The sequence below is a fragment of the Sphingomonas rubra genome (genome assembly GCF_900115745.1).
Classification (GTDB): domain Bacteria; phylum Pseudomonadota; class Alphaproteobacteria; order Sphingomonadales; family Sphingomonadaceae; genus Sphingomonas; species Sphingomonas rubra.
The window spans coordinates 214253-232585 of the sequence record NZ_FOXP01000005.1 but is presented as its reverse complement, the minus strand read 5'-3'; the positions used below and the strand labels follow the sequence as shown (position 1 = coordinate 232585).

General features: G+C 72.3%; 21 protein-coding genes. 14 read left to right on the top strand and 7 right to left on the bottom strand.

Annotated features, from left to right (window positions below):
- Positions 1–61: 61 nt before the first annotated feature.
- Genes BM145_RS08260 through BM145_RS08250 form a run of 3 tightly spaced genes read left to right on the top strand, consistent with a single transcriptional unit; the run spans position 62 to position 2301 of the window.
- Positions 62–1294 carry a dicarboxylate/amino acid:cation symporter gene (locus tag BM145_RS08260; RefSeq protein WP_093333162.1) on the top strand — a complete coding sequence of 411 codons (1233 nt, stop codon included), beginning with the start codon at positions 62–64 and terminating at the stop codon, positions 1292–1294.
- 48 nt (positions 1295–1342) lie between these two features.
- Positions 1343–1930, top strand: a complete 588-nt coding sequence (locus tag BM145_RS08255; protein WP_093333210.1) for a nitroreductase family protein — start codon at positions 1343–1345, stop codon at positions 1928–1930.
- Positions 1931–1944: 14 nt separating this feature from the next.
- Positions 1945–2301 (top strand): GntR family transcriptional regulator, encoded by a 357-nt coding sequence (locus BM145_RS08250; protein ID WP_093333161.1) that lies wholly within the window; start codon positions 1945–1947, stop codon positions 2299–2301.
- Between the two features lie 171 nt (positions 2302–2472).
- Here BM145_RS08250 and BM145_RS08245 read toward each other — a convergent pair whose 3' ends face one another.
- On the bottom strand, positions 2473–3261 hold the full coding sequence (locus BM145_RS08245) for an arylamine N-acetyltransferase family protein (RefSeq protein ID WP_093333209.1): 789 nt from the start codon (positions 3259–3261) through the stop codon (positions 2473–2475).
- A gap of 35 nt (positions 3262–3296) precedes the next feature.
- Positions 3297–5012, bottom strand: coding sequence for an acyl-CoA dehydrogenase family protein (locus BM145_RS08240; RefSeq protein ID WP_093333160.1), 1716 nt, complete (start codon positions 5010–5012; stop codon positions 3297–3299).
- A 39-nt stretch (positions 5013–5051) separates the two neighbouring features.
- Here BM145_RS08240 and BM145_RS08235 point away from each other — a divergent pair, with 39 nt between their 5' ends.
- Positions 5052–6053 carry an L-threonylcarbamoyladenylate synthase gene (locus tag BM145_RS08235; RefSeq protein ID WP_093333159.1) on the top strand — a complete coding sequence of 334 codons (1002 nt, stop codon included), beginning with the start codon at positions 5052–5054 and terminating at the stop codon, positions 6051–6053.
- A 1-nt stretch (position 6054) separates the two neighbouring features.
- On the opposite strand, the gene msrA is transcribed toward BM145_RS08235, so the two are convergent.
- Positions 6055–6594 carry a peptide-methionine (S)-S-oxide reductase MsrA gene (gene msrA, locus BM145_RS08230; RefSeq protein ID WP_093333208.1) on the bottom strand — a complete coding sequence of 180 codons (540 nt, stop codon included), beginning with the start codon at positions 6592–6594 and terminating at the stop codon, positions 6055–6057.
- Positions 6595–6653: 59 nt separating this feature from the next.
- Here msrA and galE point away from each other — a divergent pair, with 59 nt between their 5' ends.
- On the top strand, positions 6654–7664 hold the full coding sequence (gene galE, locus BM145_RS08225; protein WP_093333158.1) for a UDP-glucose 4-epimerase GalE: 1011 nt from the start codon (positions 6654–6656) through the stop codon (positions 7662–7664).
- Positions 7661–8488: an HpcH/HpaI aldolase/citrate lyase family protein gene (locus BM145_RS08220; protein WP_093333157.1), complete on the top strand. Its 828-nt coding sequence runs from the start codon at positions 7661–7663 to the stop codon at positions 8486–8488. Before galE ends, BM145_RS08220 begins: the two co-directional genes overlap by 4 nt.
- Here the strand turns inward: BM145_RS08220 and BM145_RS08215 are convergent.
- Positions 8465–9124, bottom strand: a complete 660-nt coding sequence (locus BM145_RS08215; RefSeq protein ID WP_093333156.1) for a phosphatase PAP2 family protein — start codon at positions 9122–9124, stop codon at positions 8465–8467. The genes BM145_RS08220 and BM145_RS08215 overlap by 24 nt on opposite strands.
- A 94-nt stretch (positions 9125–9218) precedes the next feature.
- Between BM145_RS08215 and BM145_RS08210 the strand changes: the two genes are divergently transcribed.
- The 4 genes from BM145_RS08210 (at position 9219) to BM145_RS16615 (ending at position 11041) form a co-directional block, all read left to right on the top strand.
- Positions 9219–9461 carry a hypothetical protein gene (locus BM145_RS08210; protein WP_143090143.1) on the top strand — a complete coding sequence of 81 codons (243 nt, stop codon included), beginning with the start codon at positions 9219–9221 and terminating at the stop codon, positions 9459–9461.
- 2 nt (positions 9462–9463) lie between these two features.
- Positions 9464–9910 (top strand): Spy/CpxP family protein refolding chaperone, encoded by a 447-nt coding sequence (locus BM145_RS08205; RefSeq protein WP_143090142.1) that lies wholly within the window; start codon positions 9464–9466, stop codon positions 9908–9910.
- 17 nt (positions 9911–9927) lie between these two features.
- Entirely contained in the window at positions 9928–10494 is a 567-nt protein-coding gene (locus BM145_RS08200; RefSeq protein ID WP_143090141.1) for an RNA polymerase sigma factor, read from the top strand.
- 85 nt (positions 10495–10579) lie between these two features.
- Positions 10580–11041, top strand: coding sequence for a winged helix DNA-binding protein (locus BM145_RS16615; RefSeq protein ID WP_143090140.1), 462 nt, complete (start codon positions 10580–10582; stop codon positions 11039–11041).
- A 4-nt stretch (positions 11042–11045) separates the two neighbouring features.
- On the opposite strand, the gene BM145_RS08190 is transcribed toward BM145_RS16615, so the two are convergent.
- From BM145_RS08190 to BM145_RS16015, 3 genes are all read right to left on the bottom strand, one after another.
- Positions 11046–11897, bottom strand: coding sequence for a phytanoyl-CoA dioxygenase family protein (locus BM145_RS08190; protein ID WP_177200126.1), 852 nt, complete (start codon positions 11895–11897; stop codon positions 11046–11048).
- Entirely contained in the window at positions 11890–12624 is a 735-nt protein-coding gene (locus tag BM145_RS08185; protein ID WP_093333145.1) for a hypothetical protein, read from the bottom strand. Before BM145_RS08185 ends, BM145_RS08190 begins: the two co-directional genes overlap by 8 nt.
- A 217-nt stretch (positions 12625–12841) precedes the next feature.
- Positions 12842–13591, bottom strand: a complete 750-nt coding sequence (locus BM145_RS16015; RefSeq protein ID WP_093333143.1) for a hypothetical protein — start codon at positions 13589–13591, stop codon at positions 12842–12844.
- Positions 13592–13740: 149 nt separating this feature from the next.
- Between BM145_RS16015 and BM145_RS08175 the strand changes: the two genes are divergently transcribed.
- Genes BM145_RS08175 through BM145_RS08160 form a run of 4 tightly spaced genes read left to right on the top strand, consistent with a single transcriptional unit; the run spans position 13741 to position 18318 of the window.
- Complete coding sequence (locus BM145_RS08175) at positions 13741–14205, top strand: MarR family winged helix-turn-helix transcriptional regulator (RefSeq protein ID WP_093333142.1); 465 nt, start codon at positions 13741–13743, stop codon at positions 14203–14205.
- Entirely contained in the window at positions 14196–15602 is a 1407-nt protein-coding gene (locus BM145_RS08170) for an efflux transporter outer membrane subunit (RefSeq protein ID WP_093333140.1), read from the top strand. The genes BM145_RS08175 and BM145_RS08170 overlap by 10 nt, the downstream gene beginning before the upstream one ends.
- Positions 15599–16768 (top strand): HlyD/EmrA/EmrK family protein, encoded by a 1170-nt coding sequence (locus BM145_RS08165; protein ID WP_093333139.1) that lies wholly within the window; start codon positions 15599–15601, stop codon positions 16766–16768. The genes BM145_RS08170 and BM145_RS08165 overlap by 4 nt, the downstream gene beginning before the upstream one ends.
- Entirely contained in the window at positions 16768–18318 is a 1551-nt protein-coding gene (locus tag BM145_RS08160; protein WP_093333138.1) for a DHA2 family efflux MFS transporter permease subunit, read from the top strand. Before BM145_RS08165 ends, BM145_RS08160 begins: the two co-directional genes overlap by 1 nt.
- Positions 18319–18333: the final 15 nt, after the last annotated feature.

Here is an 18333-nt window from a genome sequence, read left to right as displayed (position 1 = left end):
TCGATCGGTCCGTCTAGAGGGGAAGGGACCGCCATAGCGCGGCCGTCAACGAAGGGCGAGCATGTCGCAACCGATCCGTCTTCTCCTCTCGCTCGTCGTCGGCCTGGTCGGCGGCGTCCTGCTCGGGCGTTTCGACGCGGGCGCGGCGGACGTGGCGGTACTCGTCGCCCAGCCGGTCGGGACCGCGTGGCTCAACGGCTTGCAGATGACCGTGGTCCCGCTGGTGCTGTCGCTGCTCGTCACCGGCGTCGCCTCCACCGCCGAGGCGGCGAGCGCGGGCAGGCTGGCCGCGCGCACGATCGGGCTGGCGCTGGTCTTCCTCACGGTGGCGGCGACGGCCGCGGCGGTGGCGATGATCGCGCTGCTCGACCTCCTGCCCATCCCGGTGGAGGCGGCGCGGCAGCTGCGCGCGGCGATCACCGGCGATGTACCGGTGCCGACGCCCCCGCCGCTCGCCGAGCTGCTCGCCGCGATCGTGCCGACCAACGTCGTCGGCGCGGCGGCGAGCGGGGCGCTCCTGTCGCTGATCGTGTTCACGCTGGTCTTCGCCTTCGCGTTGACGCGGATCGAGGCGGGCGCGCGCGATCTGCTGGTTCGGTTCTTCGCCGGCATCCGCGACACCATGCTGGTGGTGGTCGGCTGGGTGCTGTGGCTGGCCCCGCTCGGCGTGTTCGCGCTGGCGCTGGCGGTCGGCGCGCGCGCCGGCGCGGCGGCGTTCGGGGCACTGGTCCATTACATCGCGCTGGTCTGCGTCACCGGCCTCGTCGTGGTGGCGATCGCCTATGTCTTGACGGCGGTCGCCGGCCGCGTGCCGATCGGCCGCTTCGCGCGGGCGGCGCTGCCGGCGCAGACCTTCGCCGTTTCCACCGCCTCGTCGCTCGCCAGCCTGCCGGCGATGCTGAAGGCGGCGGGCGAGATGGGCGTGTCCGGCTCGGCGGCGGGCGTCGTGCTGCCGCTGATCGTGGCGATGTTCCGAGCGACCCAGCCGGCGATGAACCTCGCCATCGCCATCTATATCGGGGCGTGGTTCGGCGTGGCGACGCCGCCCGCGGCGATCGCGGCGGGGATCGCGGTGGGCGTCATCACCTCGCTGGGCTCGGTCAGCCTGCCCAGCCAGATCACTTTCTTCGCCTCGGTCGCCCCGATCGCGAGCGCGATGGGCGTGCCGCTGACCCCGCTCGGCCTGTTGTTGGCGGTGGAGACGATCCCCGACATCTTCCGCACGCTGGGCAACGTCACCTCCGACCTGGCGCTGACCACGGTGGTGACCCGGGGCGAGCCGGCCGACGAATGATCGAAACGCGGCCTTTCCCGCCGCGCACCCGGTTCCTAGATGCCGGTCATGCTCAACGACCGTTCCACCCCGGCGACGCTGCTCGCCACCCGCCGCTCGGGCAAGCCGCGCGACATGGTCGCGCCCGGGCCCGACGCCGCGACGCTCGACGCGATGCTGGCGATCGCCGCGCGCACGCCCGATCATGGCAAGCTGGCGCCGTGGCGCTTCGTCGTGGTCGAGGATCGCGACCGGCTGGCGGCGCTGCTGACTCAGGCCTACCGCGCCGAGAAGCCGGGCGTGACCGAGGCCGAGCTGGCCAATGTCGAGCAGTTCGCGCGCCAAGCGCCGACCCTGGTGGTGGTGCTCTCCTCCCCCCGGCTCGACAGCGGCATTCCGCGCTTCGAGCAGGAGCTGTCGGCCGGCGCGGCGTGCATGAACCTGCTGCACGCGGCCGCGGCGCACGGGTTCGTCGGCGGTTGGCTGACCGGATGGGCGGCGCAGTCGGACGCGGTGCTCGCCGGCTTCGGCACCCCGCCCGAGCGGATCGTCGGCTTCGTGTTCGTCGGCACCCCGTCGCGCGCGCCCGAGGAGCGACCACGTCCCGATCTCGAACGCGTCGTTTCGCGCTGGCGCCTCGACACGGTGGAAGCTTAGTGTATTAAGGCAGCATGGCAGCGTTCAACGGCGAAGACAGTCCGGTCTACCTCCGCCTGCGCGGCGCGATCGCGATGGGCATCCTGCGCGGTGAGTACCGGGCGGGAGATCAGCTCCCCTCCGTCCGCGCCTTCGCGGCCGAGCACGGCGCCAATCCGCTGACCGTCGCCAAGGCTTATCAGGGTTTCCAGGACGACGGCACCATCGAGGTGCGCCGCGGCGTCGGCATGTTCGTGCTCCCCGGCGCCGGCGAGCGGTTGCGCGCCGCCGAGCGCGAGACGTTCATGACGCAGCACTGGCCGCGGATCGTCGAGGCGGTCGACCTGCTCGGACTGGACTGGGACGAGTTGCTGGAGCGCGAGAAGGCGTAGGATACTGGTCGCTTGGCGAGCCTTCCGCGAGGCTCCTTACCTCGCTCTCCTTCGTCACCCCGGACTTGATCTGGGGTCCATCTCACCGCAGGAGCCGCCGTCCGTTCACTCGCGGAACCATGGACCCCGGATCAAGTCCGGGGTGACGGCATCGGCGATGATTGGGCGCCTCTACCGCGCGAACAGCGCCCCGGCTTCTTCCGCCGACAGCTCGATCCCGAACAACAGTCCCAGCCGCATGCGATAGACCCGCGGATCGGTGATCTCGCCCTCCGCCTCCTGCCCGGCGGCCGAGCGGCGGTAGCGATGGTCGGTCAGGCTCGCGAAGCCGTGCGGCAGCACGACGCTGGCGATCGCCACGCGGGTGAAGCGGCTGGCCGGATGGCTCTGCGACCACCAATTGCCCATCTGCAGGTCGGCGTCGTACACCGGCGCCAAGGTGAAGCTGTACTGCGGCTGCCAGCCGTCCTCCTCCCCCGCGATCCGGCCGTCGGTGGTGGCAACGGGGCCGCGGCGCGACAGCGTCCAGCCGTGCGGCCCGGCATGCGACAGGCGAAAGGCGGCGCCGTCGGGCGCCTCCGCCTCCGCGCCGTCCTTCAGCGGCATGACCGGCGCGTAGCTGCCGCCGAAGCCCGGATCGGCGATCCAGGCGCGGCCCTCCGCCTCGACCAGGCTGAGCACGTGGGTGAGCGGCGGCACGCCGTCGGCGCCCAGCCAGACGCGCGCGAGCAGCGGCCGCGCCTCGAACCTGAGCGCTGCCAGCGCGTCGCCGAACAGCCGGTTGTGCTCGAAACAATAACCGCCGCGCCGCGCGCCGACCAGCTTGGCGAACACCGCCGCGCCGTCGATCGCGATCCCGCGTCCGAGCAGCACGTCGAGATTCTCGAAGGGGATCGCCAGCCGGTGCTGCCGCTGCAACCGGGCCAGGCCGGCGGCGTCGACCGTCGGCCGCGCGGGCATGTCGATGCGGGCAAGATAGGCGTCGAGGTCGAAGCTCACGCCGCGAACGCCTCCGCCGGCACTGCGTAGAGGACCTCCGCGCTCGCCGTCGCCGCGGCGCGCAGGCCCAGCGCCTCCGGCACGATCTGGTCGAGGTAGAAGGCGACCGCCGCGCGCTTCATCGCGGCGAACGCCTCGTCGCCGGTCGCGAGGCGGCCCTGCCGCTCCATCAGCCAGCCGCAGGTCGCGACCGACAGCATCATCAGGAACGGGTAGCTGCCCGCCAGCCGATCGTCGTGCCCCGCCGCCGCCAGATGCGCGCCGACCGCCTCGCAGGCGTCGACCAACGCGCGCAGGGTGGGATGTTCCGCCTCCGCGCGGATGTCGGCCAGCAGGCTCGCGAATGCCGCGCCGCCCGACAGGCCCAGCTTGCGGCCGACCAAGTCGGCGGCCTGGATGCCGTTGGTGCCCTCGTAGATCGGCGTGATCCGCGCGTCGCGGAAGAACTGCGCCGCGCCCGTTTCCTCGACATAGCCCATGCCGCCGTGCACCTGGATGCCGAGGCTCGCGACCTCGTTGCCGAGGTCGGTGCCGTGCGCCTTGGCGAGCGGCGTGGTGATTTCCAGCCGGTCGCGCGCGTCCGCGTCGCCCAACCCGGCGCGGTCGACCTGGCCGGCGGCGTAGTAGACCAGCGCGCGGGCGGCCTGCGTCTGCGCCTTCATCCGCAGCAACATGCGGCGCACGTCGGGATGCTCGACGATGCGGACCGAGTCGCGGCTGGCCGCACCCGCGCGCGCCGACTGGACGCGTTCCAGCGCGTAGGCGACGGCCGCCTGCGTCGCGCCCTCCGCCACCTGCACGCCCTGCAGCCCGACGTTGAGGCGGGCGTTGTTCATCATCGTGAACATGGCGCGGATGCCGCCGAACTCCGGGCCGATCAGTTCGCCGACGCAGTCGTCCTCGTCGCCGAACGACAGCACGCAGGTCGGCGAGGCGTGGAGGCCCATCTTGTGCTCGATCGACACCACGCGCACGTCGTTGAAGGCGCCCGGCTGCCCGTCCGCGTCGAGCCGGTACTTGGGGACGAGGAACAGCGAGATGCCGCGCGTGCCCGCCGGCGCGCCGGGCGTGCGGGCGAGGACGAGGTGGACGATGTTGGGCGCCATGTCGTGGTCGCCGAACGAGATGTAGATCTTGGTGCCCTTGATGCTCCACGTGCCGTCGTCGCGCGGCGTCGCGGTGGCGCGCAGCGCGCCGACGTCGCTGCCCGCCTGCGGCTCGGTGAGGTTCATCGTCCCCGTCCACTCGCCGGTGGACAATTTGGGGAGGTAGGCGGCCTGCTGCTCGGCGCTGCCGTGATGCTGAAGCGCCTCGATCGCGCCGACGGTGAGGGTTGGGCACAGCGCGAAACCCATATTGGCGCCGCCCAGCGTCTCCAGCACGGCGGTCTGGAGCGCGAAGGGCAGGCCCTGGCCGCCCCATTGCTCCGGCGCGCCGATCGTGCCCCAGCCGCCCTCCACGTAATCACGATAGGCCTGCGCGTAGCCGGCGGGCATCACCACGCCCTCCGGCGTCCACTTGGCGCCTACCGTGTCACCCACCCGCGCGAGCGGCGCCCACTCGCCCGCCGCGAACTGGCCCGCGCCCTCCAGCACCGCGTCGACCACGTCCGGCGACGCGGCGGCGAAGCGGTCGACAGCGGCGAGGTCGGGCAGGCGCACGACGGTGTCGAGAACGAAGCGCTGCTCGGTGACGGGGGGCGTGAAGGGCACGGTGTCTCTCCTGTTCGCGCACGGCTATAGCGGGGTCGCATGACCGCGACACTCCCCTACGGCCCCGACGCCATCGCCCGCGCCGCCGACGTGATCCGGTGCGGCGGCATCGTCGCGGTGCCGACCGAGACGGTCTACGGCCTCGCCGCCGACGCCGGGAACGCCGACGCCGTCGCGCGCATCTACGCCGCCAAGGGGCGGCCGAGCTTCAACCCGCTGATCGTCCACGTCCTTGACCTGGCGGCGGCGGAGGCGCTGGCGGTGTTCGACGACGACGCGCGCGCGCTGGCGACGGCGTTCTGGCCGGGCCCGCTGACGCTGGTGCTGCCGTTGAGCGACGGTGCCCCGGTCGCGTCGCTCGTCACTGCCGGTCTGGTGACGGTCGCGATCCGGGTGCCCGCAGGTCGGGCGATGCGCGACCTGCTCGCGGCGAGCGGACGGCCGCTGGCGGCACCCTCGGCGAACCGTTCCAATGGCTTGAGCCCGACGCGGGCGGAGCATGTGGTGGCGAGTCTGGGCGAGGGGGTGATGGTGATCGACGACGGCGCCTGCGCGGCAGGTGTCGAGTCAACGATTGTTCGCGGCCCGGACGTGCTTCGGCCCGGCCCGATCACGGCGACGATGGTGGCGGAGGTGCTCGACTCATCCGACCCGTCACCCCGGGCTCGACCCGGGGTCCATGGTTCCGCAAACTCCTCCGCGGTTGCTCCCGCGGAGGTATGGACCCCGGATCAAGTCCGGGGTGACAAGCGGGGGGTGACCGCCCCCGGCCAACTCGCCACCCACTACGCGCCGAACAAGCCCCTCCGCCTCCACGCGACCGACGCGCGCGAGGGCGAGTGGCTGATCGGCTTCGGCGCGGTCGCGGGCGACGATACGCTGTCGGCTGCTGGCGACCCGATCGAGGCGGCCGCGCGGCTGTTCGATGCGCTGCACCGCGCCGACGCGAGCGATCGTGCGGGGATCGCCGTCGCACCGATCCCGACGGCCGGTATCGGCGAGGCGATCAACGATCGCCTCGCCCGCGCGGCGCACCGGTAGGTCAGGCCGCCGTCTGCGCCCGCGACCGCGCCGCGAAGCTCTTGCGCAGTTTCTGGAGCTTGGGAGGGATCACGGCCATGCAGTACGGGTTCGACCGGCCCGACGTCTCCCAATAGTCCTGGTGATACCCCTCCGCCGGGTACCAGGTGTCCATCGGCTCCACCGTGGTGACGATCTTCCCGCCCGTCTCACCCGCGCGCTCGATCGCGGCGCGCATCGCGGCTTCCTGCTCGGGCGAGGCCGGGAACACGGCGGAGCGGTACTGCGTGCCGACGTCGTTGCCCTGCCGGTTCAGCTGCGTCGGATCGTGCGTGGCGAAGAAGATGTCGAGCATGTCGGCGAGCGACACCTGTGCGGGATCGAACCCGACGCGGATCGCCTCGGCATGGCCGGTGTCGCCGCCGCACACCTGGCGGTAGGTCGGGTTGGGCACGTGGCCGCCGATGTAACCGCTCTCGACCGATTCGACGCCGATCACGTCCTTGAACACCGCTTCCGTGCACCAGAAGCAGCCGCCGGCCAGCGTCACATATTCCGTCATGTCGATCTCCTTTCCCGTCATGTAGGAAGCCGCTACCGGACCCGCAAAGGAGCGCACGGATGATCGACGGCCCAATCGACGGCAAGGTAATGGTGACCGGCGGCGCCGGTTATATCGGCAGCCACGCGGTGCTCGCCTTGCTCGACGCGGGCTACGAGGTGGTGGTGGTCGACAACCTCGTCACCGGTTTCGACTGGGCGGTCGATTCTCGTGCCGAGCTGGTCGAGTGCGACGTCGCCGACGAGGGGCGGGTACGCGCCGCCATCCGTGGCCACCGGGTGCGCGCGGTCATGCACTTCGCCGGATCGGTGGTGGTGCCCGAATCGGTCAGCGATCCGCTCAAATATTATCGCAACAATACCGCCGCCTCGCGCTCGCTGATCGAGAGCGCGGTGGCGGAGGGCGTGCCGCACTTCATTTTCTCCTCCACTGCCGCGACCTACGGCACGCCGGCCAAGGTGCCGGTGGCGGAGGGCGACCCGACGGTGCCGATCAATCCCTACGGCACGTCCAAGCTGATGACGGAGGCGATGCTGCGCGACGTCGCGGCGGCGCACCCGATCAACTATTGCGCGCTTCGCTACTTCAACGTCGCCGGTGCCGATCCGCAAGGACGCTCGGGCCAGTCGACCGCGGGCGCGACGCACCTCATCAAGGTCGCGGTGGAGGCCGCCACCGGCAAGCGCGACGGCGTGTCGGTGTTCGGCACCGACTTCGACACGCCCGACGGCACCGGTGTGCGCGACTATATCCACGTCTCCGACCTGGCCGCCGCGCACGTCGCCGCGCTGGAGCTGCTGGTCGCCGAGCCGACGCGCAGCCACACGCTCAACTGCGGCTACGGACGCGGTTTCTCGGTGAACGAGGTGCTCGACGCGGTCGACCGGGTGACCAACGTGACAGTCGAGCGCCGTTATGAGGGTCGCCGGCCGGGCGATCCCGCCGCGCTGATCGCCGACAACGCGGCGATCCTGGCCGCGCTACCCTGGCGGCCCGAGCGCGACGACCTGGACGGCATCGTCCGCGACGCGCTCGCCTGGGAGCGGGCACTGGCCGAGCGCGCGTCGTGAGGCTGCGCTCGCTGCTGTTCGTGCCCGGCGACCGGCCGGAGCGGTTCGCCAAGGCGGCTGCCTGCGGCGCGGACGCATTGATCCTCGACCTGGAGGACTCGGTCGCGCCCGCCGCCAAGGCGTCCGCGCGCGAGGCGGTGGCGGCGTTCCTGGCGGGGCCGCGTGCGCTGCCGCTGCTGGTGCGCGTCAATCCGCTCGACTCGGAGCTGATCGGCGACGATCTCGCCGCGGTGGCGGCGCACGCGCCCGACGCGCTGGTGCTGCCCAAGGCGGAGGGCGCAGCCTCGATCGAGGCGCTGGTCGCCCGAGCGGCGCTGCCGATCCTGCCGGTCGCGACCGAGACGCCGGCGGCGGTGTTCCTGCTCGGTGGCTACGCCCCCGTCGCGCAACACCTGCTCGGCCTGACCTGGGGGGCGGAGGACCTGCCCGCCGCGATCGGCGCGGCGACCAGTCGCGAGGCGGACGGCCGCTACACCGCGCCCTACGAGATGGTGCGCAGCCTGGCGCTGTTCGGCGCGCACGCGGCGGGGGTGCCGGCGATCGAGACGGTGTATCCCGATTTCCGCGATCTCGATGGCCTTGCCGCCTATGCGGCGCGCGGCCGGCGCGACGGTTTCACCGGCATGATGGCGATCCACCCCGCGCAGGTTGCCGTCATCAACGCCGCCTTCACGCCGAGCGCCGAGGAGGTCGCGCACGCCCGCGCGATCGTCGACCTGTTCGCCGCCCATCCCGGTGCCGGCGCATTGCAGCTGGACGGGCGGATGGTCGACGCGCCCCATCTGAAACAGGCGCGCGCGCTACTGGCGCGGGCTGCGGAGTGACGCGCGCGCCCGCGCGGTGAGCCACCACCAGCCGAGCGCCCATAACGTTCCGAAACTCCAGCCGGCGACCACGTCGGACGGCCAGTGAACGCCGAGATAGACGCGACTGGCGCCGATCGCTCCCGTCGTCAGCACCGCGAGCGTGAACAGCGTGCGGCGGGTGGCGCGGTCCGTGGTGAGCTGCGCGGCGAGCGCCGCCAGCGTCAGGTACACGATCGCCGAATTGGCGGCGTGCGCGCTGGGGAAGCTGGCCGAGGTGACCGGTACCAGCCGATCGGCGAGATCGGGGCGAGCGCGCGCGACGAGGTCCTTCACCAACTGCACCACGCGTCCGCCCGACCAGCAGGCGAGGACGAGCGCGGCGGCGACGAGCGGCTGGCGGCGGACGAGGAGCAGCGTCGCGGCGGCCAGCACCGCCAGGGTCAGCACGGTGCCGCCGCCGAGCGCGGTCAGGTCGATCGCCGCGCGGCGAAGCCACGCCGGGCCCGCGCCGCGCACCGCACTCAGCACCGCCCGGTCGAACGCGAACGGCAGCCGCGCGACGAGCAGGCCCGTCGCGAGCACCAGCAGCGTCGCGGCGGCGATGACGGCGGCACCGGCGAGCGGGCGGGGCGGGCGGCGGAGGGCGATGGTCATCGCCGCTCCCTAGCCGATCCGGCGCGGCATCGCGACGCGAGGGTGATGGCCGCGCCGCGCGTCTGCGGTATAAACAAATGGTGAGGAGCCTGTGGTGAACGATGTCGATACCCTGTTGGCGCGGATGGCGGCCGTTCCCGCGCCGCGATCCCTCGGCACCGATCCGGCCTTCGTCGATCGGCTGGACGCCAGCGCGGCGCGCGGCGAGGTGCTGGGCCTGATGCGGTCGCTGGCGATCGGCGTGGCGGTGGCCGCGCTGATGGTCGCCACCCAGCCTGGTCCCAGGGTGCACGGCGGCGGGTTCCTGCTGGTCACCGCGGACGGCGAGGTGCTCTGAGGGTGGGCGCGCGGTTGTGGAGTGATCGACGGTGGCGATTGCTGCTCACCGCGCTGGTCGCCTTCGCGGCCGCGTTCGCCGGCGTGAGGCTCGCCGATGCCTGGCGGCCCGCACCGGCCGAGCAGCGGTTGCTCGACCGGATCAAGCCGCAGCTCGATCTCACCCCCGCGCAGGTGGCGCGCATCGCCGCGCGCCAGCGCCTGTTCGAGGCGCGACGCGCGGCGCTGGAACGGGCGATCACGCGCGGCAATCGCGACCTCGCCGACGCGATCGACGCGGAGCATGGCCGCGGGCGGCGGGTGCGCGCGGCCGTGCGCGCGGTGCAGGAAGACATCTTCCGGTTGCAGGACGAGCAGATCGCCACGCTGCTCGACGCGCGAACGGTGCTGACGCCGACGCAGGCGGCGACCTTCGATCGACTGGTCCGGCGCGCGCTGACCGCGGAGTGACGGCGACACCCGGTTCGATGATGGCGGAAACGACGGAGGCGGACCTGATCGCCGCCGCGTCCGGCGACGCGCCCGCCTTCGCGCGGCTGGTCGCCGCGCACGAGGACGCCGTGTACCGCCTGATGCTGGGGCAGACCGGCGGCGCCGCCGACGCGCACGACCTGACGCAGGAGACCTTCCTGCGCGCGTTCCGGCATGCCGAGCGGCTGCGGGAGGTGCGCAGCCCCCGCGCCTGGTTCTCGCGCATCGCCCTCAACGTGGCGCGCGACTGGCGGCGGCGGCGCTTCGTGCGGCGGCTGGTGGGGCTCGCCGCCGACCGGCCGGGCGACGAGGTGCTGGCGGTGCGCGTCGACGAGCCGGAGATCGAGCGGGTGCTGGACGCGCGCGCGACGCTCGCCGACGCGTGGCGACAGATCGCGCTCCTACCCCGGTCGTTGCGCGAGCCGCTGGTGCTGTGCGCGGTGGAGGGATTGAGCCAGGCGGAGGCGGCCGAGGTGCTGGGGATCAGCGCCAAGGCGGTCGAGATGCGCGTGCGCCGCGGCCGGCAGCAGCTCGCCGCGCGGATCAGGCCCGAGAACAGGTGATCGAAAAAAAGCGTGAGGGCCGTCGCGGTCGCGCGCGTCTGTGTTCCGGAGCGACGACCTCGGAAGGCGTCGGTGGGGGACGATCATGCGCGAAGGGGTTTATGGATCGTGGCGGCCGTTGCTGGCGGAAGCCGGGACGTTGCGGCTGATCGAGGGCGGGCAGCAGGGCAACGGCGCACGGGCGGCGAGCGTCGAGCCGCCGGCGGACAACGAGCTGGTCACCGCGGCGCGCGAGGAGGTGCGGCGCCGCACCGACCGGCGGCTGGTGCTCGGGCCCGAACTGCTCGCCGAGCCGGCCTGGGACATGCTGCTCGACCTGTATCTCGCGCAGGTCGCCGGGCGGCACGTCGCGGTGTCCAGCCTGTGCATCGCCTCCGGCGTGCCCACCACCACGGCGCTGCGCTGGATCCGGATGCTGGAGCGCGACGGATTGCTGGTTCGCGAGCGCGACCGCGACGACGGGCGGCGCAGCTTCATCAAGCTGAGCGCGCCCGCGCGCGAGAAGGTCGAGCTGCTGATGCGCCGGATGATCGACCGCGCGGCCTGACGCGTCAGGTCGACGTGTCCAGGCCCGCCCGGCCGAAGCGCGGAAAGAGCGGGCTGTCGGGAAGCCCGTCCTTCAGCGCGGCGGGATCGATGCCGGGTTCCAGCACGCTGTACATGTCGGGCGCGTAGCGCGCGTCCCGGCCCAGCCAGCGGCTGACATAGGCGATGCGCGGCGTCTCGGCACGGTTGGGCAGCGAGCCGTGGACGGTGTAGGGGTGAAAGCCGAGCGCGGTGCCCGCGCGCATGGTCCAGCGATCGATGCGGCAGCGGCCCGCCGCCGCCTCCGCGTCGAAATCCGGGATCGTCCGGTACGCGCTGCCGTCGTCTCCGGCCGCGGGCGAGCGGGTCGGCGGGCGGTAGCGGAAGCCGGTGTCGCGGTGCGTATCGGCAACGGTCAGCAGCGGCCCGCTGTCCGGCCCCACATCGGTCAGCGGCAGCCACAGCGTCAGCGCGTCCTCTCCCTTGAACGGGAAGGAACCGACGCCGTGGTGCCACGGCGTCGCGTTGCCGCTGCTCGCCGGGTTCTTGTAATGGATCTCGTCGCGCCAGAACATGACCTCATCGCAGCCGAGCAGCTCGCACGCGAGCGACGGCAGCGCCGACTCGCCGAGCAGCGCGGCCAGCCGCGGCGCGTTGCGCGACAGGTACTCGACGTAATAGCCGCCGTCATAGGCGACCGCCTGCGTCCCGTCGGCGGCGAAATAGGGGGTGACGCCGTCGCGGACCACGGGCGCCTGCGCGACGATGTCCTCCACCGCGGCGCGCAAACGCACGATCTGCGCGGGCGCGAGCACTTTTGGCACGACGCGGACGCCATCGGCGACGTAGCCGGCGCGGTTGCTGGTCTGGTCAAGCATGTCGGGGTTCCTCCAGGTCGTGTCGGATGCGGGCGGCGTCCGCCATCGCCGCGTCGGCATAGGCGGTGACGGTGGCGGCGAATTCGGTGCGATCGGCCTCGCCGCGGGCGATCACGGCGGCGACCAGCGGCGCGGTGTAGGCGACGTGGCGCCACTCGTCGTCGAAGATCCGCTCCAGCGAGCGGCGCACATAGGGTTCGGCGTCGGCGGCCTCGGCGGCGCGGACGTAGAGGCCGAGCAGCACCAGGTTGCGCAGTTCGGCGATGTGCGTGTCGCACAGGAACCAGTCGACGTCGCCGCCGAAGCTAGCCAGAAACGCGTCGTTGTCCGCGTGCAGGTCGGCGAAGCGGTTGGGTTCGGCCGGCGCCAGGTGGCGCGCCAGGGCGTCGAACATGCGGCAATGGCGCTCCTCGTCGCGCGCGTGCGCGGCCATGGCGGCGGCGAGCGCGGGATCGGCACATTGCCCGGCGACCAGCGCGATGGTGGAGGCGCCGATGCCCTCCGTCGCGGAATGGCGGTAGAATTCGGCGGCGAGGATCGCGGGGCGCGCGAACTGCGCGGCGATCAGCGGCGCCCAAGCGGCCTGCCAGTCGGGCGCGGCGGCCAGCGCCTCGCCCAGGCAACGGCGATAGGCGTCGCCCGCCGGCCCCGCAGGCGCGGCCTCCGCCAGCCAGGCGGCCATCGGATCGTCGTGGCGCTCGGGCGCGGGTGGCGGTGCGGCGTACATGGCGAAACTCCGTCGGTTGGACGGCACCGTGTGCGCGGTGCCGCCCGGTCGGTCAGAAGGGCCAGACCCAGCGCGTGCGTGGCAGGTTCTGGTCGTTGGCATCGGTCATGATGGTGCTCCTCGATCGACGGACCCGCTGTCCGCCGCCCGCCATGTTAGGGTCGAGGCGATGGCGGTCGATCCGAGAAACCTCGATTTTCGAGGCGACTAGGAAGGCTCAGGCGGCCTGTTCGCCGCCCAGCTGCGTCGCGACGCGGGCGATATCGGCCCACCAGAAACGGTCGTACGCCGCGGCCAGCGCATCCACCTTGGCCTGGTCGAACAGGCCCTGGTCGAGAAAGCCGTTCACGATGCGCGAGAGATAGCGGATGTGCTCGATCTCGTCGGCGCGGATCGGCAGCATGGCGGCGCCGATCCGGCGGCGACCCTCGTCCTCCGCGGCGAGCAGCGGGGGGATCATCAGGTCCATGTTCATCAGGTTGCGCAGCTCGCCCAGGTGGATCGACAGCACCAGCTCGTGCAGCTCGGCGTCGAAATCGATGCCGAGATCGGCTTCCGGATCGGTGTCGTGCAGGCGCGGCGCGGGCGCACCGACGCGCGCCGCCAGCTCGACGGCCAGCCCGGCGTAGCGGCGCTGGTGCGCGATCTCGTCGTCGGCGTGGCGGTGGAAGCCCTTGGCGTAGGCGGCGAGCGGCGGCCGGTCGGCGAAGCCGCGGATGATCTCGGCACCGCAGCCCTCCTCGTTCGACAGATGCTCCAGACGGCGGAGCAGGGCGGTGTCGTCGTCGATCATCGCTTGGGTGAGCGACTGGAACAGCTCGGGATAGACGAACCGGCGCCAGCGGCCGACGGGTTCGGAGAGGCGTGGGCCGATCAACGCCACCGCCGCGCGCGTTTCGGCGTGGAGGGCGGCGGCGTCGATCGGGAGAGGCACCGCGGCAGGCGCGGCGAGGTGGGTCTGGGTCATGGCAAGGCTCCGGCTGAGAAACGCCGGATCGATCGTCGGTGCACCGCCGCGGGCAAGCACGGGTTGATCCAATTTCGAGCCGCTTCGCCGCCGTTCCGAATGCGTCGCCGCATATTGACTGCCCAGGCAATGGTTGCCAAAGCAGCTTAATGGGCTTCTACGACGAATCGGATTTCCGCCCCGATCGCTCGATCGGCTATCTGGTGCGTCGCGTACACCAGCTCGGCATCGCGGGGATTGAGTCGGTGTTCGCGGCCGAGGGGCTGACGGGAACGCAGTGGCAGGCGCTGGTGTCGATCTGGTTCGGGCGCGGCGGCACCGCGGCCGAGCTGGCGCGCGACCTGGGGCACGACAAGGGCGCGATGACGCGGCTGGTCGACCAGTTGGCCGAGCGCGGCTGGATCACCCGCGAGCGCACCACCGAGGACCGCCGCTGCATCCGTCTGGTGCTGACCGAAGAGGGGGTCGCGGTGGCGCTGCGCTGCAAGGCGCGGGTGGTCGCCTGCTGGAACGAGTGGCTGGCCGACTGGCCGGAGGGCGAGGTGGAGCGGTTGATCGACCTGTTGCAGAAACTGCGCGGCACGCTCGCCGCGGCGGAGGTTCCGTGCGCCTGATCGTGTCCGCCTCGCTCGCCGCGCTGGTCGCCGGTTGCGCCGCGCCCGCGACCCGGCAGGCGGTGACGCCGGTGCAGCCGGCGGCGCTCGGCCTCGTCGCCACCACCCCCGCGCCCGCCGTGGCGCCGGCATGGTGGCGCGGTTTCGGCGATCCGCAGCTCGACCGGCTAGTGGCCGACGCGGTGGACGGCAACCCGACGCTCGACGCCGCGCTCGCCCGCGTCGCGCAGGCGCAGGCGGTGCTGTCGACCAGGCGCGCCGCGACCGAGCCGGAAGCGACCTTCGACGCGCAGGGCCAGCTTTCCCGGCTCAGCGGCCGTTACACCATCCCGCCGCCCTTCGCCGGGTCGACCCGCTTCGTCGGCACCGGGCTGGCCAATCTCAGCTGGAACCTCGACCTGTTCGGCCGCCAGCGCGCGGCGATCCGCGGCGCGCGCGCATCGGCCGCGGCGGCGGCGCTGGACCTGACGGCGGCGCGCCTCGCGCTCGCGGGATCGGTGGTGTCGACCTATCTCGATCTGGTCCGGGCGGAGGCGCAAGCCGGCATCGTACAGCGCACGATCGAGGCGCGTGTCGGTTCGCTGCGGCTGGTCGACGTGCGTATCCGCAACCGCCTCGCCAGCCAGCTCGATCGGCAGGCGGCGGCGACGCTGCTCGCCCAGGCGCGGCAGTCGCTCGTCCGTGCGCGGAGCGACGCGGTGCTGGCGAAGAACGCGCTCGCCGCGCTGGCTGGGCGCGGCGTCGATTATCCGGCCACCATCCGGCCGACCGCGGTGCGGCTCGACAATGGCCTGCCGCTGCCCGCCGCGGTACCCGCCGACCTGCTCGCCCGGCGCGCCGACATCGCCGCCGCGCAGGCCCGCATCGTCGCCGCGGGGGAGGGGCGAGAGGTCGCGCGCCACGCCTATTATCCCAACGTCAACCTCGCCGCGCTCGCCGGATTGCAGGCGGTCGGCATCGGCAATCTGTTCTCGCTCGACGCCGGCACGGTCGGCGTCGGCCCCGCGATCAGCCTGCCGCTGTTCGACGGCGGTCGGCGCCGTGCCGACCTGGAGGGGGCGGCCGCCGCGCTCGACCTGGCCACCGCCGACTATAACGACCGCGTCGTCGGCGCGGTGCGTGAGGCGGCGGATGGCATCGCGCAGGTGCAGGCGCTCGCCGCCGACCGCGCCCGCCAGCGCGAGGTGGTGCGCGGCTATGCCGAGACCGGCCGCCTTAACGCGATCCGCGCGTCGAGCGGGCTCGATAGCCGGCTCGACCTGGTCGACAACGACATTCGCACGCTCGACGCCGAGCAGACCGATGCCGCGCTCGCCGTCGCCGCCGCGCAGGCGCGCGTGCGGCTGGCGGTGGCGCTCGGCGGCGGCTTCGACGCTTCACAGGACCTTGCACGATGACCGACACGCCCGCCTCCGACGCTTCCGTGGCGCCGCCCCCGGCCGGCAACCCGCGCGCGCGGCGTCGCGGGCTGCTGATCCTCGGGCTGGTCGTGCTGGTCGGTCTGGCGGTGTGGGCGGTGTTCCACTTCCTCCTCGCCACGCCGGAGGAGGAGACGGACGACGCCTATGTCGCGGGCAACGTGGTGGCGATCACCGCGCGCGATCCCGGCACGGTGATCGCCATCCAGGCCGACAACACGCAGACGGTGCGCGCCGGCCAGCCGCTGATCGAGCTGGATGCGGCGACCGCCGATGTCGGCCTCGCCACCGCGGCGGCCGACCTGGCGCGTGCGGTGCGCGCCACCCGCAGCAGCTTCTCCGCGGTGGACGAGACGGGCGCCGCGGTGACGCAGGCCGAGGCGCAGCTGGCCGAGGCGCGCGGCGACCTCCAGCGCCGGCGCGGCGCCGCGGCGGAGGGGGCCGTGTCGGGCGAGGAACTGAGCCACGCGCAGGACCAGGTCCGCGTCGCCGCCGCCAACCTGGCACTCGCGCGCAGCCGCCAGGCCCAGTCGCGCAACACGGTGCAGGGGACGACGGTCGACACCAATCCGCAGGTGCTCGCCGCCATCGCCACCTATCGCCGCGCGGCGATCACCGCCGGCCACATGCACATCACCGCGCCGGTCGGGGGCGTGGTCGCGCAGCGCACCGTGCAGATCGGCCAGCAGGTCGCCGCCGGCACGCCGCTGATGGCGGTGGTGCCGCTCGACCGGCTGTGGGTCGACGCCAATTTCCGCGAGACGCAGCTGAAGGACCTGCGCATCGGCCAGCCGGCGACGATCACCGCCGACATGTACGGCGGCGAGGTCGTCTATCACGGCCGCGTCGTCGGCCTGGGCGCTGGATCGGGCAACGCCTTCGCGCTGCTGCCGCCGCAGAACGCCAGCGGCAACTGGATCAAGATCACGCAGCGCGTGCCGGTCAGGATCATGCTCGACCCGCGCGAACTGCGCGCCAATCCCTTGCGCATCGGCCTGTCGGTGACGGCGGTGGTCGACACGGCCGACCGGTCGGGCACGCGGATCGGCCAGCCGGGACGCCGTTTCGCGCCGCCGCTGGCGACCGCCGCCAACGACCCGCAGGTGGAAGTGCGCATCCGCCAGATCGTCGCGGCGAACCGCTGATGGCCGGCCCCGCCGCGGCCGAGGGCGGTCCGCCGCCGCTGGCGGGCGGCGCACTCGCCGTCACCGCGGTCGCGCTCGCCTTCGGCACCTTCATGCAGGTGCTCGATTCGACCATCGCCAACGTTTCCCTGCCGACGATCGCGGGCAATCTCGGCGTGTCGAGCGACACCTCGACCTGGATCATCACCGCCTTCGCCGTGGCCAACGGCGTCGCGGTGCCGCTGACCGGCTGGCTGATGGGGCGGTTCGGGGTGGTGCGCACCTTCGTCACCTCGGTGCTGCTGTTCACGCTCGCCTCGTTCCTGTGCGGGATCGCCTGGAACCTGTCCTCGCTGATCTTCTTTCGCGTGCTGCAAGGTGCGGTGTCCGGGCCGATGATCCCGGGCAGCCAGGCGCTGCTGATCTCGATCTTCCCGCCGCAGAAACGCTCCACCGCCCTCGGGATCTGGTCGATGACGACGCTGGTCGCGCCGATCATGGGGCCGATCCTGGGCGGCTTCATCTCCGACAATTACCATTGGAGCTGGATCTTCCTCATCAACCTGCCGTTCGGTGTCGCCTGCGCGTTCCTGTGCTGGACCAACCTTCGGGACCGCGAGACGCCGACGCGCAAGCTGAAGATCGACACGGCCGGGCTGATCCTGCTCGTCTTCTGGGTCGGCTCGCTCCAGGTCGCGCTGGACCTCGGCAAGAACGACGACTGGTTCAATTCCACCCGCATCGTCGTGATGTTCGTGCTCGCCGCGATCGGCTTCGTCGCCTGGGTGATCTGGGAGTTGACCGACGCCAATCCGACCGTCGACCTGTCGCTGTTCAAGGGCCGCAACTTCATCTTCGGCACGGTTGCCTTCTGCGCCGGCTACGCGGTGTTCTTCGCCAACACGCTGGTGCTGCCGCTGTGGCTGCAGACGCAGCTCGGCTATACCGCGACCTGGGCGGGGCTGGTGGCGGCGCCGAGCGGCCTCGTCGCGGTGGTGCTGACGCCGTTCGTCGCGCGCCTGTCGGGCAAGGTCGACGCGCGTATCTTGGCGACGGTGTCGTTCCTGGCGTTCGGAGCGAGCTACTGGATGCGGTCGGGCTACACCACCTATGCCAGTTTCACCGATTTCATGCTGCCGCTGCTGGTGCAGGGGATCGCGATGGCGACCTTCTTCCTGTCGATGGTGACGATCTCGCTGGACGGCATCGCCCCCAACCGCATCCCCTCGGCGACCGGCATCTCCAACTTCGCGCGGATCACCGCGGGCAGCTTCGCCGCCTCGATCATCACCACGTCGTGGGACCGGCGCGAGGCGCTGCACCAGAGCCGCCTGTCGGAGGCGGTGGGCAGGGGCGTGCCGTGGCAGATGGCGCGCGACGGGCTCGCCGGGCTCGGTCTGAACGAGACGCAGGCGGCCGCGACGGTCACGCGGCAGATGGTGGGGCAGGCCTATCTGCTCGCCTCGACCGACCTGTTCCGCGTCTCGGCCTGGCTGTGCCTGGGGCTGATCGTGCTCGTCTGGCTGACGCGGCGGCCGAAACCGCCGAGCGGGCCGATCGCGGCGGACTGAGGCACCGCCGCGGGA

What these genes read in the sequence shown, in the direction of transcription:
- BM145_RS08185 (WP_093333145.1), bottom strand. Translation starts at nt 12,624, where the DNA reads ATGTACGCCGCACCGCCACCCGCGCCCGAGCGCCACGACGATCCGATG.
- BM145_RS08235 (WP_093333159.1), top strand. Translation starts at nt 5,052, where the DNA reads ATGACCGCGACACTCCCCTACGGCCCCGACGCCATCGCCCGCGCCGCC.
- msrA (WP_093333208.1), bottom strand. Translation starts at nt 6,594, where the DNA reads ATGACGGAATATGTGACGCTGGCCGGCGGCTGCTTCTGGTGCACGGAA.
- BM145_RS16615 (WP_143090140.1), top strand. Translation starts at nt 10,580, where the DNA reads ATGCGCGAAGGGGTTTATGGATCGTGGCGGCCGTTGCTGGCGGAAGCC.
- galE (WP_093333158.1), top strand. Translation starts at nt 6,654, where the DNA reads ATGATCGACGGCCCAATCGACGGCAAGGTAATGGTGACCGGCGGCGCC.
- BM145_RS08190 (WP_177200126.1), bottom strand. Translation starts at nt 11,897, where the DNA reads ATGCTTGACCAGACCAGCAACCGCGCCGGCTACGTCGCCGATGGCGTC.
- BM145_RS08245 (WP_093333209.1), bottom strand. Translation starts at nt 3,261, where the DNA reads ATGCCCGCGCGGCCGACGGTCGACGCCGCCGGCCTGGCCCGGTTGCAG.
- BM145_RS16015 (WP_093333143.1), bottom strand. Translation starts at nt 13,591, where the DNA reads ATGACCCAGACCCACCTCGCCGCGCCTGCCGCGGTGCCTCTCCCGATC.
- BM145_RS08260 (WP_093333162.1), top strand. Translation starts at nt 62, where the DNA reads ATGTCGCAACCGATCCGTCTTCTCCTCTCGCTCGTCGTCGGCCTGGTC.
- BM145_RS08255 (WP_093333210.1), top strand. Translation starts at nt 1,343, where the DNA reads ATGCTCAACGACCGTTCCACCCCGGCGACGCTGCTCGCCACCCGCCGC.
- BM145_RS08200 (WP_143090141.1), top strand. Translation starts at nt 9,928, where the DNA reads ATGATGGCGGAAACGACGGAGGCGGACCTGATCGCCGCCGCGTCCGGC.
- BM145_RS08215 (WP_093333156.1), bottom strand. Translation starts at nt 9,124, where the DNA reads ATGACCATCGCCCTCCGCCGCCCGCCCCGCCCGCTCGCCGGTGCCGCC.
- BM145_RS08160 (WP_093333138.1), top strand. Translation starts at nt 16,768, where the DNA reads ATGGCCGGCCCCGCCGCGGCCGAGGGCGGTCCGCCGCCGCTGGCGGGC.
- BM145_RS08165 (WP_093333139.1), top strand. Translation starts at nt 15,599, where the DNA reads ATGACCGACACGCCCGCCTCCGACGCTTCCGTGGCGCCGCCCCCGGCC.
- BM145_RS08250 (WP_093333161.1), top strand. Translation starts at nt 1,945, where the DNA reads ATGGCAGCGTTCAACGGCGAAGACAGTCCGGTCTACCTCCGCCTGCGC.
- BM145_RS08175 (WP_093333142.1), top strand. Translation starts at nt 13,741, where the DNA reads ATGGGCTTCTACGACGAATCGGATTTCCGCCCCGATCGCTCGATCGGC.